This is a genomic window from Magnetospirillum aberrantis SpK, assembly GCF_011022235.1.
In the GTDB taxonomy this organism is placed as follows: Bacteria; Pseudomonadota; Alphaproteobacteria; order Rhodospirillales; family Magnetospirillaceae; genus Magnetospirillum; species Magnetospirillum aberrantis.
On sequence record NZ_JAAIYP010000045.1, the window covers coordinates 65899 to 80674 of the forward strand.

Genomic DNA, 14776 nt, shown 5'->3' on the forward strand with positions numbered 1-14776 from the left:
AGCCATTGTGGCATGCGAACCCCGTCCGTCAAGCGGATCAGGCGTTCATTTCGCGCTTGGTGGGCGGCATGTACACCCGTTCCAGGGCGGCGGCGTCGAATCCGTAGACGGTCCGGCAGAACTCGCAGGTGATGCTCACCTTGCCGCTCTCGTCCTTGAGCTCTTCGATCTCGGCACGCGGGATCGACCGCAACGCGCTGGCGATCTTGGCTTCCGAACAGCGGCATTGAGCGCGCAGCGGCTTGGCGTCCCAGGTCTGCAAGCCCTCGGCATGGAACAGACGGTGCGCCAGGTCGCCGGCGGCAAGCTGGGCATCAAGCAGTTCCTCGCGCGTCAGGCTGGCCAGCAAGATGGTGGCGGTGCGCCACGCCTCAAGCGATTCGTCGGCGGTCAGGATGGGGGCGCCCGGCTGGCTTCCCGGCATGCGCTGGATCATCACCGCGGCGGCCATGACCCGCGGCCCCAGGCTGACGCCCAGCATGACCTCGGTGTCGAGCTGTTCGGACTGAGTAAAGTATTGCCGTGCGCAATCGGCCAGGGCGTTGCCCGACAGTTCGACGATGCCCTGGTAACGCTCGGTCTTGGGGCCTTGGTCAACGGTGAAGGCCAGATAGCCGCTGCCCAGCAGCGCCGGCACCGTCGCCTCGCCCACCGCCGCCACCGCCTCGGCGTCGAAGCGGGCGTAGCCGCGAATGTCGCCGGCGCTGGTGACGTCGGCCACCAACAGGCCGATGGGGCCGTTGCCCTGGGCCTGAAGGGTGAAGACGCCGTCATATTTCAACGACCCCGCCAGGACGGCGGCCAGGGCCAAAGTCTCGGCCAGCATGCCGGCCACCAGGGGCGGATAGTCGTGCCCGGCCAGGATGGTCTCGACCGCCGCGCCCAGACGGACCACACGGCCGCGCACGGCGCCGCCGGCCACCTGGAACGGCAGGATCAGATCGGTGCCGGCACCACTCACAGCAGGCACCAGCTCAGGATGCCCTTTTGCACGTGCAGACGGTTCTCCGCCTCGTCCCACACCACCGACTGGGGACCGTCCATCACCGCGTCGGTGACTTCCTCGTTGCGGTGCGCCGGCAGGCAATGCATGAACAGCGCCGACGGATCGGCCTTGGCCATCAGGGCTTCGTTGACCTGATAGGGGCTCAACAGGTGATGACGGTTGCCGTCGGCGCAGCCCATGGATACCCAGGTGTCGGTGATCACCAGATGGGCGCCGGCCACCGCCGCCGCCGGATCGGTGCCGATCTCGACCGAAGCGCCGCGCTCGCGCGCCCACGCCACCACGCCGGAATCCGGCGTCAGTTCGGGCGGACAGGCCAGACGGATGGCGCAGCCGAAATGGGCGGCGGCCTGAATCCAACTGGCGGCGACATTGTTGCCGTCGCCGACCCAGGCGACGACCTTGCCGTCCAGACGACCGCGATGTTCCTCGAAGGTCATGATGTCGGCCATCACCTGACAGGGATGGGTGCGGTCGGTCAGGCCGTTGATCACCGGCACTGTGGCGTATTCCGACAGTTCCGCCAGCTTCCGGGGATCGTCGGTGCGGATCATGATGGCATCCACATAACGCGACAACACCCGCGCCGTGTCGGGAATGGTCTCGCCGCGGCCCAGTTGGGTGTCGCCCTTGGACAGCACCACGGCGTCGCCGCCCAGTTGCTTGACGCCGGTCTCGAACGAGACGCGGGTCCGGGTCGACGGCTTCTCGAAGATCATCGCCAACATGCGGCCCGACAACGGCTTGTGGGTGCCGAAGGGATGGTCGCCGCGCTTGTAGGCGGCACCAAGGTCGAGAATGCGGCGCAAGGTCTCGGTGTCGAAGCGGTCGAGATCCAGGAAATGCCGGATTTGGCCCGCCCGAGTGCGGCCGGGGTGGACGGTCATGGGGTCACCTCGGAAAGGGTGCGGGCCAGGATGTCGATGGCTTCGTCGATTTCCCGCTCGCGGATGATCAGGGGCGGCAACAGCCGCACCACGTTGTCGCCGGCCCCAACGGTCAACAGACCGTTGGCCAGCAGCTTGGCCTGAAGCTCGGTGTTGGGGATGCGGCACTTGAGGCCAATCATCATGCCGACACCGCGCACTTCCTCGACGACGTCGGGGAACCGCGCCACCACCTCGGTCAGCTTGGAGCCAAGGACGCCGGCCCAATGGGCCACTTCGTCCAGGAAGCCGGGCGCCAGCATGACGTCCAGCACCGCTCCGGCGGCGGCCATGGCCAGCGGGTTGCCGCCGAAGGTGGAACCGTGGGCGCCGGCGGTCATGCCGCGCGCCGCCTTTTCGGTGGCCAGGCAGGCGCCGACCGGGAAGCCGCCGCCCAGCCCCTTGGCCACCGCCATGATGTCCGGCGTGATGCCGGCATGCTGGTGGGCGAACAAGGTTCCGGTGCGGCCCATGCCGGTCTGCACCTCGTCGAAGATCAGCAACAGGCCGAATTCGTCGGCGGTGGCGCGCAGCCGCTTCAGGTAATCCGGGTCGCCGGGAATGATGCCGCCCTCGCCCTGCACCGGCTCGACCAGGATGGCGGCGGATTGCGGGGTGATGGCTGCGCGCAGGGCGTTGAGGTTGCCATAAGGCACATGCACGAAACCGGGCATGAAGGGATCGAAGCCCTTCATGTGCTTTTCCTGGCCGCCGGCCGCCACGGTGGCCAGCGTGCGGCCGTGGAAGGCGCCGGTGGCGCAGATGATTTCGAACCGGCCCTTGTCGCCGCCCTCGTAATGGAACTTGCGGGCCATCTTGATGGCGCACTCGTTGGCCTCGGCCCCCGAGTTGCAGAAGAACACGGTGTCGGCGAAGGTATTCTCCACCAGCCGCGCCGCCACGTTCTCCTGCCCGGTCACCCGGTAGAGGTTCGAGGTGTGCCACAGCTTGGCCGCCTGCTCTTGCAGCGCCTTGACCAGATGAGGGTGGCAATGGCCCAGCGCGGTCACCGCCACGCCCGAGCCGAAGTCGAGGAATCGTCGCCCGTCGCTCGACCACAAGATAGCACCTTCGCCCCGTTCGAAGGCGACATCGGCACGCGCATAGGTCGGCATTACGACAGGAAACACTTCTCCACCTCCCCAACTGCAACGCCGGGAGCCTTACGTCCCCAACGGACGTTCTGGACCGGCCTGCATGAAAAGGAAAGGCGGGACTATCCGCGCATCGGGAAGGAAAGTCAACCTTTTGGCGGAAATTTCACGAATCAAGCGCGCAATTTATAACCCGTGGACAACAAACGCCACGTCCACAGCGCCAGGACAAGGTCGCTCAGCCCCACCACCGCCATCCCCACCCACAGCGAGCCGTCGGCGTGGCCGATGAAGCCGTAGCGGAAGCCGTCGATCATGTAGAAGAACGGATTGGCCAGGGCGAAGGCATGGAATCCCTCGGGCAGGCGCTCGATGGAATAGAAGGTGCCCGACAGGAACGACAGCGGCGTCACCACGAAATTGGTCACCGCCGCCATGTGGTCGAACTTGTCCGCCCAGATGCCGCCCAGCATGCCCAGCAACGACAGCATCAGCACCCCGCCCACCGCATGGAAAAGGATGAAGCCCGGCGCGTGCACATGCACCCGCACGAACAGCGCCATGGCGACGGTCACCGCGACGCCGACCACCAGCCCGCGCACCACGCCCCCCAATGCCACCGCCAGCGTCTGTTCGGCCGCCGACAGCGGCGGCATCAGCATGTCGACGATGTTGCCCTGGACCTTGGCGATGATGATCGATGACGAGGTGTTGGCGAAGGCGTTCTGGACCATGGCCATCATCACCAGTCCGGGCACCAGGAACTCGACGAAGGGCACGCCGCCGACATTGGCCGCCACCTTGCCTAAGGCCAGGGCGAACACCGCCAGGAACAACAGCGTGGTCACCACCGGGGCCAGGATGGTCTGGAAGTAGACCTTGAGGAAACGGCGGATTTCCTTGGTGAGAAGCGTCCAGAACCCCAGCCAGTTGACGGCTCCGTAAGTGCGGGGACGGGGCGGCAGGGCGGTCACGGGTTGGGGCATGGCGTGCTCGGGCGGTTCGGGGTAGTGTCGGGAACATGGTCAAAGTCCCCGCCAAGATCACCCCATCGTATCTGGAAAATGCAGCGTTGCATTACCTGGAACGCTTCGCCTCGTCCAGCGCCAACCTCAGACGGGTGCTGATGCGCAAGGTGGCACGCTCGGTCGCCCATTGGGGCGGCGACACGGCCGAGCACACCCCGCAGGTGGAGGAGGTGGTCGCCAAGCTGGCCCGGCTGGGATACGTGAACGACGCCGCCTATGCCGAGGCCAAGGTCCGCGCCCTGCATCGCGCCGGCAAGGGCAGCCGCACCATCCGCGCCACGCTGGCCGCCAAGGGCGTGGCCGCCGACCATGCCGCCGCCGCCTTCGACGCCCTGGCCGAGGACGTGGCGGAACCGGACTTGGCCGCCGCCATCCGGTTGGCGAGAAAGCGTCGGCTGGGTCCGTTCCGCCGCGACGGCCGCGCGGAAACGCGCAATAAGGACTTGGCCGCCCTGGCCCGCGCCGGTTTCGATTTCGACATCTGCCGCCGGATCATCGACGCCGAAAGCGCCGAAGCGTTGGAAGAGGTCGGCTGATTTTCAGCATTTGGTCGTCCGGCTTTGGCCGAACATGCGGTACAGCATCTCGTAGGTCACCCCCAACGGCGCCAGCACCTCACGTTCGATACGGCCGATGAAGGCGTCGCGCAACGCGGCGACCCGGTCGCGATGCTTGATCTGGTTCTCAAGAGTGGCGAATTGCGAGAACTGTCCCGTCGCCATGAAAACCCCTTCCAATCCCTGTTGCGGCACCGCCACGCGATAGAATTCGGGATTTTCGAACGGCACCCGCTCGGCCACAACCACGCGGGAACCGACCGGAACGCTGAGTTCGGCGGCGTCACCCTGGCCGGGCAAGGCGGTCAACGCGATCATGGGTTTCTTCGCCACCACCTCGTCACGCACTTGCAGGCTGTCCTCGTAACCAATGCCCTGTTCGCGGTCGAGCGTTTGGTTGTAGGCGTAGATCAGTCCGATGGCGTAGCAGAACGCCTCCTCATGCGTCAGGGGTCGCCCCCCGCTCCCCGCCGTCGATGCCGCACCAGCGGACGAAGCGCACAACAACACCCCAAGGACGACAGCGACAGAACGACGAAACGGCGACATGGCTTTCCCTCGACGATTGGACGAGGGAGACCATCCCGCCGCCCCCCCCCTGGCTGTCAATCCATCCGCACGGCCGGGTCCGGCGCCCCCAGCGCCATCGCGGCGACACGGGCCGGCGGCGCCTTGCCCTGCTTGTCCTCGCCGAACCACAATGTGGTTTGCGGGAAGGGAATCTCGATCCCCAATTCGTCGAACCGCTTCTTCATGCGGCGATTGAATTCGCGCATCACCGACCATTGCTTGATGGGCAAGGTCTTGAAGCGGGCCTTGATCACCACCGAGGAAGCGTCGAAGCGGTCGACGCCGACGATCTCCAGCGGTTCCAGGATCAGCGGGCCATATTCCGCGTCGGCCTGCAATTCCGCTCCCAATTCGCCGAGAACGGCGGTCACCGCGTCGGTATCCTCGCGATAGGCCACCCCCACCTCGAACACCGCGAACGAGAAGTCCTTGGTCATGTTGACCACGTCCGAGACGCCGCTGAACGGAATGGTGTGCACCGCGCCGGAAAAGTCGCGCAGGCGGATGGCCCGGATGCTCATGGCTTCGACCACGCCGGAATGACCGCCCAACGACACCACGTCGCCCACCGCCATGGTGTCCTCGAACAAAATGAAGGCGCCGGTGATGACGTCCTGGACCAGCTTTTGCGAACCGAAGCCGATGGCCACGCCGACCACGCCGGCACCGGCCAGAAGCGGCGCGATGTTGACGCCCAGTTCCGACAGGACGATCAGCGACACCATCACCACCAGCACCACGAACAGGGCGTTGCGCAACAGCGGCAGCAACGTGCGGACGCGGGCCGAACGCTGGACGAGGTTGCCGTCGCCGTCGATGGCGTCGAGATAGCGTTCGATCGCCCCCGAAGCCAGTTCCCAGACCACCAGCGCGCCGACCAGGACGGCGGCGATGCTGATGACCGCCGACACCACCCGGCGGCCACCGTCCGAGGTCAACATGCCCAAGGTGTCAAGCCCCCAGACCTGGGCCAGCGCCAGAAGCGTCAGCAAGATCACCGCGCCGCGCAACACAACGTGCAGCACCGGCAGGTAACGGTTGGCGCGGGCTTCCAACAGCGGAAACTCGCTGCGGGCGTCCTGGCTGATGGCGAAGCCGCGTTCGATCAGACGGGCCAGAGCGGCGGACACCATGCCGGCCACCACCAGAACCACCACCGACAACACGCTGGCGCGCATCATGAAGTCGAAGCCGCCCTGAACCTTGAGAGCCCACACGCCATACCCCGCCGCCACGTAAAGGGCGGCCAGAATGTGCCAGATTTCCGCGAAACGACGGCGCAGCACGGACAGACGGCCACCGGTGTCGCCGCCGCGCAACGCACGGGCCACCGCATGGCGGTTTTGCATGATGAAGATCACCAGCATGGTGGCCATGGCCAACCCCAGCGTCTTGAAAAGCATGTCGGCGGCTCCGCGCGGCAACCCCAGAAGACGTGCGGATTCCACCGCCAAAGTGCCGAACACCCCGACCCCGGCCAGCCGGCGCGACCAGATCACCAGATATTCCGCCGTTTCGTCATCCACCGGCAACAGCCTGAGCGACGGCGTGCGCGGCGCCACCACCAGCCGCGCCAACACCATCAGCAACCGTGCGGCAACATAAGCGGCAACCATCATGCCGCCCGCCACCCGCACGCTTCCAGACAGGGCCAGAACCGCCACCATCCCGTGGGCCGCCGCCGCCGCGCCGCCGATGGGCAAGGTCCGCAAGGCCGCCCGCACCAATCCCAGCGGCACCCGCTCAAGGACGCTGGCGTCGACGCGCGGAATGGTCAACCGCTCGACCCGCCGCAACGTTCTGGTCAAGAACTGATCGACCAACACCCCCACGGCCAGCAACGCCGTCAACCGCCAGGCGATTCCCAGCCAACGGGCGCGCAAATCGGGATCGGACAAGTGCCGGCTGATGGACGTTCCCAGGACCGGCAGGTTCCGCAGGGCGGCGACACCATCCAGGACGTCGTCGCCGAACGCCGCGAAGCGTTCGCCCACGGCACCAAACAAACTGGGTTCCTCGGCCATCCGTCCCTGACGCTGGGCGGCGACCAATCCTTTCAATTGCTGCACCAGACGCTGGCGTTCACCATCGTCCTCGAGCGTCGACACCAGCTTTTGCAGTTCCTCGGCGCGCATCTCGCTGCCCGTGGCAGCATCTTGCTGGGCCAGGGCCGGAACAGGGATGGAAAGGACGACGGAAAGCGCCAGCAACAGCGCGGCGCAGGTTTGCGCGAGCATGCGGTTCATGGATCGATCGTGCCTTTGATTGCGAAAAAGGGTCAGGGTGGAGACGGACTTTGACGAAAATGGGGCGGACGCCTAACCTTGCAAGGCAAAACAACCCCACCGCAAGGCCCCCATGTCGCAAATCACCATTTATCACAATCCCCGGTGCAGCAAGTCGCGCGAGACGCTGAAGCTGATCGAGGACAAGGGCATCGTCCCCCATGTGGTCGAATATCTGAAGACCCCGCCCACCGCAGAGGAACTGAGCCGCATCCTGACGCTTCTGGGCAAGAATCCGGCGGAAATCCTGCGCAAGAAGGAAGCGGCCGAGGCCGGAATCGACCCGACAGCGCTGTCCGACGCCGAACTGGTCGCCGCCATGGTCGCCAACCCGGCGGTCATCGAGCGCCCCATCGTGGTGGCCGGCGCCAAGGCCGCGCTGGGCCGCCCGCCGGAAAACGTGCTGGCGATCCTGGACTGAGCGGCACGTCGGCTTAAACGGCGCGAACTCAACAGCCGCAGACCGGTCCCACGAGCGGAAATTCGCGGAACCGGTATTCTTCGCCCTGTGCACATCCCATCTTGTCGGAATAGGGATCACCTATCCCGGATGCATGGTTGCGTCGCCGGACGGCAAAGGCGCAGCCTTGCAGCGGTCCCCACGCGATTGTGGAGAATGCCCATGGGCAGGCAAGCCTATCAGGACGCCATGCGGCAAAGGTTGCGCGACCTGTCGCTTCAGGTCGCCAGCATCCGCAGCCGCCTTGCCGCCAGCCCGCACGACGGATTACGGCAGGAATTGGCGGAACAATTAAGCTGGCTGGAACACCGCCGCGACCTTGTGCGCGAAAAACTGGACGCACTGGGTGACGAACCGGACGGCACTTGGCTCGACCTCAAGGCCGAGATCGAGGACGCCTGGGACACCCTGGTCCAGGATTTCGAGGAACGGGTCTCCTCGCTGGCGTGACCGGGCTCCGGGGCGTGACTGGGCTCCAGCCGGAGCCCGCCACGTCACAACAGCAGATCAACCGGTTGGATGCCGCCCCCCAGGGCGGCGTCGATGTCGTCGCCGGCCTGGGCGACGTCCTTGGCCAATTGCTCCATGTCTTCGTCGTCGCGGCCTTCGGCGGCGGCACGACGACGCACCTGTTCCAGGATGTTCTTGAGCGTGTTGTAAAGACGCCGCACGTCCTCGGCGAACTTGGCGTCAGCCTCGGCTTCCTTGCCCTTGGCATTCATCTCGGCGGCGGCTTGCTGAAAGACTTCCCCAGGATTGCGGGCGTCCTCTTCCTTTGGCTCTCCGCTTTTCTTGGCTTCGTCCTCGGCTTGCTCGGCCTCGGACAAGGCGGCTTGGGCCGCCTGTTCCGCCGCCTGTTCGGTGCCTTGTTCCGCGTCCTGGCCGGCGGAATCCTCGCTTTGATTTTCCGCCTGTTCGGAAACCGCCGCCTCCGCCCCTGCCGCGCTTTGGGCGGCACCAGCGTCACCCACCGCAACCGAACTCGATGACGCAGACGACGTCGCACCGTCGCTTCCGCCGGCAGCCGCGTATTCCTTGGCGGCGGCGGCCAACTCCCGGGCCAACTGCTTGACGCGCCGGGCCACCGCCTTGGGGTCGCCCACGCTGGCCATCAGACGCAATGCGTCCAATTCCTTTTTCAACCGGTCGATCTTGTCGCGTGCGGCGGCCTTGCGCTGCTCCTTGGCGGTGCGCTTGGCCTGTTCCATGGCGTCTAGCGCCTGGCGCGACTGCTTCACAGCCTCGGACAGGGGATCCGAGGCCTTGTCGTCCTCTTCCGTCGCCTTGGTCTTGGTGCGTTGACCAAGGATACGGGCCTGGAACTGCAAAAGGGCGTTGGCGCCCACGGCGTTCATTCTGAGCATCGGCGATCTCCGTTCTGGATACGCCTGTGGATCATAGCACGGAAAAGATGAAAAGCCGGCTAACGTCGCAAAAAAAGGGCGGCTGACGCCGCCCTCGAAGTTGGTTCGCTGTCAGCGGCGGTCTTAAGCCGCCTTGGAACTCCCCTCCACCAAGGCGACGATGTCGCCCATGATGGCGGTGATGTCGTAATCCTTCGGCGTGTAGATGCGGGCACATCCCGCCGCCAACAGGGTCTTTTCGTCCTCGGCCGGAATGATGCCGCCGGCCACCACCGGCACGTCGCCCAGCCCCGCCGCGCGCATGCGCTCCAGCACCTCTGTCACCAGCGGCACGTGGCTGCCTGACAGGATCGATAGGCCGACCACGTGCACGCCTTCTTCCAGGGCGGCGTTGACGATCTGGGCGGGGGTCAGGCGGATGCCCTCGTACACCACCTCCATACCGGCGTCGCGCGCCCGCACGGCGATCTGTTCGGCGCCGTTGGAATGACCGTCCAGCCCCGGCTTGCCCACCAGCATCTTGATGCGACGGCCCAGCTTGGCCGACACTTCCTCGACGCGGGCGCGCACGGCGACGATCTTTTCGCCCTGGGAATTGGCCGCAGCCCGCGACACGCCGGTCGGTGCGCGGTATTCGCCGAACACCTCACGCAGGGTCTGCGACCACTCGCCGGTGGTGACCCCCGCATGGGCGGCGGCGATGCTGGGTTCCATGACGTTGCGGCCTTCCTGGGCGGCGGACCGCAGCTCGGCCAGAGCCTTTTCCACCGCCGCGCCGTCGCGGGAAGCCTTGAACGCCTTCAGGCGCTCGATCTGTTCCTGTTCGGCCTTGGGATCGACGGTCAGAATGGAACCGTCACCGCCGGTCAGCGGGCTGGGCTCGGTTTCCGTCCACTTGTTGACGCCGACCACGATCTGCTCGCCCGATTCGATTCCGGCGATGCGCCGGGCGTTGGATTCCACCAGCTTCTGCTTCATGTAGCTGGATTCCACCGCCGCCACGGCGCCGCCCATGCCGTCGATGCGGGCCAGTTCGTCGCGGGCGCCGGCCATCAGTTCGTCCACCTTGCGGGCGATCTCGACCGAGCCGTTGAAGATGTCGCCGTATTCCAGCAGGTCGGTTTCATAGGCCATGATCTGTTGCAGCCGCAACGACCATTGCTGGTCCCAAGGGCGCGGCAGGCCCAGCGCCTCGTTCCAGGCCGGCAACTGCACGGCGCGGGCGCGGGCGTCCTTGGACAGCACCACCGCCAGCATCTCCAGCAGGATGCGGTAAACGTTGTTTTCCGGCTGCGGCTCGGTCAGGCCCAGGGAATTGACCTGGACGCCATAGCGGAAACGGCGGGCCTTCTCGTCGGTGATGCCATAGCGTTCGCGGCAGATTTCGTCCCACAGATAGGTGAAGGACCGCATCTTGCACAATTCGGTGACGAAGCGGATGCCGGCGTTGACGAAGAAGCTGATGCGGCTGACCACCACCGGGAAATCCTCGGCCGGCACCGTGGGACGCACGGTGTCGAGCACGGCGATGGCGGTGGCCAGGGCAAAGGCCAGCTCCTGTTGGGGCGTCGCGCCGGCCTCTTGCAGGTGGTACGAGCAGACGTTCATGGGGTTCCACTTGGGAACCTCGCGATAGGTGAAGGCGATGACGTCGCTGGTCAGCCTGAGGCTTGGCTGCGGCCCGAAGATGTAGGTGCCGCGCGACAGGTATTCCTTGATGATGTCGTTCTGGGTGGTGCCGTTCAGGCTTTGGCGCGCAGCCCCCTGCTTTTCCGCCGTGGCGATGTAAAGCGACAACAACCACGCCGCCGGCGCGTTGATGGTCATGGAGGTGTTCATCTTTTCCAGCGGAATGTCCTGGAAAAGCGTCTGCATGTCGCCGATATGGCACACCGGCACGCCCACCTTGCCCACTTCGCCACGGGCCAGCACATGGTCGGAATCGTAGCCGGTCTGGGTCGGCAGGTCGAAGGCGATGGACAGGCCGGTCTGACCCTTGCCCAGGTTGGTGCGGAACAGCTTGTTCGATTCCGCCGCCGAGCTGTGCCCGGAATAGGTGCGAAACAGCCAGGGCTTCTCGCGGGCGGGGGTCTTGTCCGTCATTCCTTCGTCACCTTCTCTGCTGGCCCCGAATGGCGGGCGCCGTATCATCATCCTAATGGATGCCCGGCTCGGGACGACGTAAAATTTCCCGATTTCCGAACTTCGCGAAACAAACTATCATTTTGTGCATTGCGAAGAAAGCCGCAAAACGCTACAAACCGAAAGTCGCCTGAACGTCCCACTTGGGGCTGGCGGTGAAAAACCGGGAATCGTCCCAGATTCCCCAAACGACAAGCGGAAGTGGTTTTCGGAGACGAGGAGTGACTCGGATGAGTGAAGCGGCGATTGCGACCGACATCCGGCCCGGACAGGCGATCAAGGATCTTTACGAACTTGGCGAGATCCCGCCGCTGGGCCATGTGCCGAAGCAGATGTATGCGTGGGCCATCCGGCGCGAGCGGCACGGCAACCCCGACACGGCCATGCTGGTCGAAGTGGTCGACACCCCGGAAATCGATCCGCATGAAGTGCTGATCATGGTGATGGCCGCCGGCGTCAACTACAACGGCGTGTGGGCCGCGCTGGGCAAGCCGATCTCGCCCTTCGACTACCATGACATGCCCTACCACATCGCCGGCTCCGACGCCGCCGGCATCGTGTGGAAGGTCGGCTCCAAGGTGAAGCGCTGGAAGGTCGGCGACGAGGTCGTGGTTCATTGCAACCAGACCGACGGCGACGACGAGGAATGCAACGGCGGCGACCCCATGAACTCGCCGACCCAGCGCATCTGGGGCTACGAGACCGGTGACGGCGCCTTTGCCCAGTTCACCCGCGTCCAGGCGCAGCAGGTGATGCACCGTCCCAAGCATCTGACCTGGGAAGAATCGGCCTGTTACACCCTGACGCTCGCCACCGCCTACCGCATGCTGTTCGGTCACCGTCCGCATGTGCTGCGTCCCGGCCACAACGTTCTGGTGTGGGGCGCGGCCGGCGGCCTGGGCTCCATGGCCATCCAGTTGATCGCCGTGTCGGGCGCCAACGCCATCGGCGTGATCTCGGAAGAGGACAAGCGCGACTTCGTCATGGGGCTGGGCGCCAAGGGTGTCGTCAACCGCAAGGATTTCGACTGCTGGGGCCAGTTGCCCGACGTCGACGGCGACCCGGCGGTGTTCAAGAACTACATGAAGAAGGTGCGTGAGTTCGGCAAGGCCATCTGGGACATCACCGGCAAGGGCAACGACGTCGACTTCGTGTTCGAACATCCCGGCGAAGCCACCTTCCCGGTGTCGTGCAACGTGGTCAAGCGCGGTGGCATGGTGGTGTTCTGTGCCGGCACCAGCGGTTTCAACCTGACCTTCGACGCCCGCTTCGTGTGGATGCGCCAGAAGCGCATCCAGGGCAGCCACTTCGCCAACCTGCTCCAGGCGTCGCAGGCCAACCAACTGGTGATCGAGCGACGCATCGACCCGTGCATGTCGGAATGCTATTCCTGGGAGGACATCCCCAAGGCCCACATGCAGATGCTGCGCAACCAGCACAAGCCCGGCAACATGGCCGTGCTGGTGCAGGCCAAGAAGCCCGGCCGCTATACCCTCGAAGACGTCGCCGAGGGCGAGTAAGCTTGTGTCGCCCCCTCTCCCGCCCTGCCGATGGCGGGGACGGGAGAGGGGGTTGCTTTTGCCAAGAGGACGCCCATGACCATCGTTGTGCTGCCTGATCTGATCCCCACTTGCGCCACCGCCCTTGAGTCCTTGCAGGCGCTTCGCGCCGCCGCCAAGGTTTCGGTCACCGCCATGGTGAGCAACGGCGCCAAGATCGATTCCGCCCTGTTCGAGGCCAACCAGGAAGCCGCCCACGGTTTCGCCTGGCTGACCACCTATGTGGCGGCACTGGAGCAGATGCTGGAATGGGCGCGCCGTCTGGAAGCCGCCGGCAAGTTCGGCGAGCTTGAGGCGCTGATGCTGCAATCGGCGTTCGGCGAATATGGGGCGCAGATTTTCGGCGGCATCCCCATGAGCCAAGGCGAATACGTCCGCCCCATCGACATGGGCCTGGATTCCGCCACCTGCCACAAGTTCCACTCCGACGCGCTGAGCCTGTTGCGCCGCCAGGGCAACGCGCCGGCGGTGCGCGTGCGCATCGCGCAACTGATCGAGGACGGCCACCATTTCGGCGATCTGGGGCTGGACGACGAAACACTGGAGATGATCCGCGATCAGTTCCGCAGGTTCGTCGAGGCCGAAGTGGCGCCCCATTGCCACGAATGGCACCTGAAGGACGAGCTGATCCCGCTGGAAGTCCTTGAGCATGTGGCCGAGATGGGCGTGTTCGGCCTGACCCTGCCCGAGGAATACGGCGGCCTGGGCATGGGCAAGACCGCCATGTGCGTGGTCACCGAGGAATTGTCGCGCGGCTATATCGGCGTCGGTTCCTTGGGTACCCGCGCCGAGATCGCCGGCGAGTTGATCCGCCTGGGTGGCACCGAAGAACAGAAACAGGAATGGCTGCCCAAGATCGCGTCGGGCGAAATTCTGCCGACCGCCGTGTTCACCGAACCCAATACCGGGTCCGATCTGGGGTCCTTGCGCACCCGTGCGGTCAAGGACGGCGACGAATACGTGGTCACCGGCAACAAGACCTGGATCACCCACGCCTCGCGTTCCGACCTGATGACCCTTCTGGTCCGCACCAATCCCGAGACCAAGGACTGGCGCGGCCTGTCCATGATGCTGGCGCCGAAACAGCGCGGCACCGAGACCGAGCCGTTCCCGACCCCCGGCATGACCGGCGGCGAGATCAAGGTGTTGGGCTATCGCGGCATGAAGGAATACGAACTGGGCTTCGACGGCTTCAAGGTGCCGGCCGCCAACTTGCTGGGCGGGGTCGAGGGCCAGGGCTTCAAGCAGCTCATGGAAACCTTCGAATCCGCCCGCATCCAGACCGCCGCCCGCGCCGTCGGCGTCGCCCAGAACGCGCTCGAGGTCGGGCTGCAATACGCCAAGGACCGCGTGCAGTTCGGCAAGCCGCTCTTCAAGTTCCCGCGCGTCGCCTGCAAGGTGGCGTGGTCGGCGGTGGAAACCATGATCGCCCGCCAGCTTACCTATTTCTCGGCGCGCGAGAAGGACGGCGGCCACCGCTGCGACATCGAGGCCGGCATGGCCAAGCTGTTGGGCGCCCGTGTCGCGTGGTCCAACGCCGACAACGCCCTTCAGATCCATGGCGGCAACGGCTACGCCGAGGAATACCAGATCAGCCGCATCCTCTGTGACGCCCGCATCCTCAACATTTTCGAGGGCGCGGCGGAAATCCAGGCCCAGGTTATCGCCCGTGGCCTGTTGTCGGGCGCGCGCGACTAAGCAAGAACCAGCGCGTCCTTTCCCTCGACGGCGGCACCATCCCCCCCGGTGCCGCCGTTTCTTTTTTTGCAATGCCATGCAGCCATG

At 65.4% G+C, this 14776-nt stretch carries 13 protein-coding genes; 5 read left to right on the forward strand and 8 right to left on the reverse strand.

Annotation, left to right across the window (positions count from 1 at the left end; translation table 11 throughout):
• Window positions 1-37: 37 nt before the first annotated feature.
• The 4 genes from hslO to G4223_RS18340 form a co-directional block, all read right to left on the reverse strand.
• Window positions 38-970 (reverse strand): Hsp33 family molecular chaperone HslO, encoded by a 933-nt coding sequence (gene hslO / locus G4223_RS18325; protein ID WP_338086925.1) that lies wholly within the window; start codon window positions 968-970, stop codon window positions 38-40.
• Window positions 958-1893 (reverse strand): ornithine carbamoyltransferase, encoded by a 936-nt coding sequence (gene argF / locus G4223_RS18330; protein ID WP_163682724.1) that lies wholly within the window; start codon window positions 1891-1893, stop codon window positions 958-960. The genes hslO and argF overlap by 13 nt, the downstream gene beginning before the upstream one ends.
• Window positions 1890-3062, reverse strand: a complete 1173-nt coding sequence (locus G4223_RS18335) for an aspartate aminotransferase family protein (RefSeq protein WP_338086926.1) — start codon at window positions 3060-3062, stop codon at window positions 1890-1892. Before G4223_RS18335 ends, argF begins: the two co-directional genes overlap by 4 nt.
• Before the next feature lie 137 nt (window positions 3063-3199).
• Entirely contained in the window at window positions 3200-4012 is an 813-nt protein-coding gene (locus tag G4223_RS18340; RefSeq protein WP_163682726.1) for an ABC transporter permease, read from the reverse strand.
• 35 nt (window positions 4013-4047) lie between these two features.
• On the opposite strand from G4223_RS18340, the gene G4223_RS18345 reads away from it, so the two are divergent.
• The gene (locus G4223_RS18345; protein ID WP_163682728.1) at window positions 4048-4590 is read left to right on the forward strand and encodes a regulatory protein RecX; all 543 of its coding nucleotides are present in this window, start codon (window positions 4048-4050) and stop codon (window positions 4588-4590) included.
• 3 nt (window positions 4591-4593) lie between these two features.
• Here G4223_RS18345 and G4223_RS18350 read toward each other — a convergent pair whose 3' ends face one another.
• Window positions 4594-5160: a hypothetical protein gene (locus G4223_RS18350; RefSeq protein ID WP_163682729.1), complete on the reverse strand. Its 567-nt coding sequence runs from the start codon at window positions 5158-5160 to the stop codon at window positions 4594-4596.
• A gap of 56 nt (window positions 5161-5216) precedes the next feature.
• On the reverse strand, window positions 5217-7427 hold the full coding sequence (locus G4223_RS18355; protein WP_163682731.1) for a mechanosensitive ion channel domain-containing protein: 2211 nt from the start codon (window positions 7425-7427) through the stop codon (window positions 5217-5219).
• Between the two features lie 112 nt (window positions 7428-7539).
• Between G4223_RS18355 and arsC the strand changes: the two genes are divergently transcribed.
• Complete coding sequence (gene arsC / locus G4223_RS18360; RefSeq protein WP_163682733.1) at window positions 7540-7887, forward strand: arsenate reductase (glutaredoxin); 348 nt, start codon at window positions 7540-7542, stop codon at window positions 7885-7887.
• Window positions 7888-8088: 201 nt separating this feature from the next.
• On the forward strand, window positions 8089-8376 hold the full coding sequence (locus G4223_RS18365) for a sll1863 family stress response protein (protein ID WP_163682735.1): 288 nt from the start codon (window positions 8089-8091) through the stop codon (window positions 8374-8376).
• Between the two features lie 44 nt (window positions 8377-8420).
• Here the strand turns inward: G4223_RS18365 and G4223_RS18370 are convergent, their stop codons facing one another.
• Together G4223_RS18370 and G4223_RS18375 are read right to left on the reverse strand one after the other, a co-directional pair.
• A complete protein-coding gene (locus G4223_RS18370) occupies window positions 8421-9290 on the reverse strand; it encodes a hypothetical protein (RefSeq protein WP_163682737.1) in 870 nt (289 codons plus the stop codon).
• Window positions 9291-9413: 123 nt separating this feature from the next.
• Window positions 9414-11393: a protein meaA gene (locus G4223_RS18375; RefSeq protein ID WP_163682739.1), complete on the reverse strand. Its 1980-nt coding sequence runs from the start codon at window positions 11391-11393 to the stop codon at window positions 9414-9416.
• A 269-nt stretch (window positions 11394-11662) separates the two neighbouring features.
• Between G4223_RS18375 and ccrA the strand changes: the two genes are divergently transcribed.
• Window positions 11663-12952 (forward strand): crotonyl-CoA carboxylase/reductase, encoded by a 1290-nt coding sequence (ccrA, locus tag G4223_RS18380; RefSeq protein ID WP_163682741.1) that lies wholly within the window; start codon window positions 11663-11665, stop codon window positions 12950-12952.
• A gap of 75 nt (window positions 12953-13027) precedes the next feature.
• A complete protein-coding gene (locus G4223_RS18385; protein ID WP_163682744.1) occupies window positions 13028-14689 on the forward strand; it encodes an acyl-CoA dehydrogenase family protein in 1662 nt (553 codons plus the stop codon).
• Window positions 14690-14776 lie beyond the last annotated feature (87 nt).

Excerpts from the sequence above, each read along its gene's own strand:
- argF (WP_163682724.1), bottom strand. The coding sequence starts at position 1,893 with ATGACCGTCCACCCCGGCCGCACTCGGGCGGGCCAAATCCGGCATTTC.
- G4223_RS18340 (WP_163682726.1), bottom strand. The coding sequence starts at position 4,012 with ATGCCCCAACCCGTGACCGCCCTGCCGCCCCGTCCCCGCACTTACGGA.
- G4223_RS18345 (WP_163682728.1), top strand. The coding sequence starts at position 4,048 with ATGGTCAAAGTCCCCGCCAAGATCACCCCATCGTATCTGGAAAATGCA.
- G4223_RS18350 (WP_163682729.1), bottom strand. The coding sequence starts at position 5,160 with ATGTCGCCGTTTCGTCGTTCTGTCGCTGTCGTCCTTGGGGTGTTGTTG.
- G4223_RS18355 (WP_163682731.1), bottom strand. The coding sequence starts at position 7,427 with ATGAACCGCATGCTCGCGCAAACCTGCGCCGCGCTGTTGCTGGCGCTT.
- arsC (WP_163682733.1), top strand. The coding sequence starts at position 7,540 with ATGTCGCAAATCACCATTTATCACAATCCCCGGTGCAGCAAGTCGCGC.
- G4223_RS18365 (WP_163682735.1), top strand. The coding sequence starts at position 8,089 with ATGGGCAGGCAAGCCTATCAGGACGCCATGCGGCAAAGGTTGCGCGAC.
- G4223_RS18370 (WP_163682737.1), bottom strand. The coding sequence starts at position 9,290 with ATGCTCAGAATGAACGCCGTGGGCGCCAACGCCCTTTTGCAGTTCCAG.
- G4223_RS18375 (WP_163682739.1), bottom strand. The coding sequence starts at position 11,393 with ATGACGGACAAGACCCCCGCCCGCGAGAAGCCCTGGCTGTTTCGCACC.
- ccrA (WP_163682741.1), top strand. The coding sequence starts at position 11,663 with ATGAGTGAAGCGGCGATTGCGACCGACATCCGGCCCGGACAGGCGATC.
- G4223_RS18385 (WP_163682744.1), top strand. The coding sequence starts at position 13,028 with ATGACCATCGTTGTGCTGCCTGATCTGATCCCCACTTGCGCCACCGCC.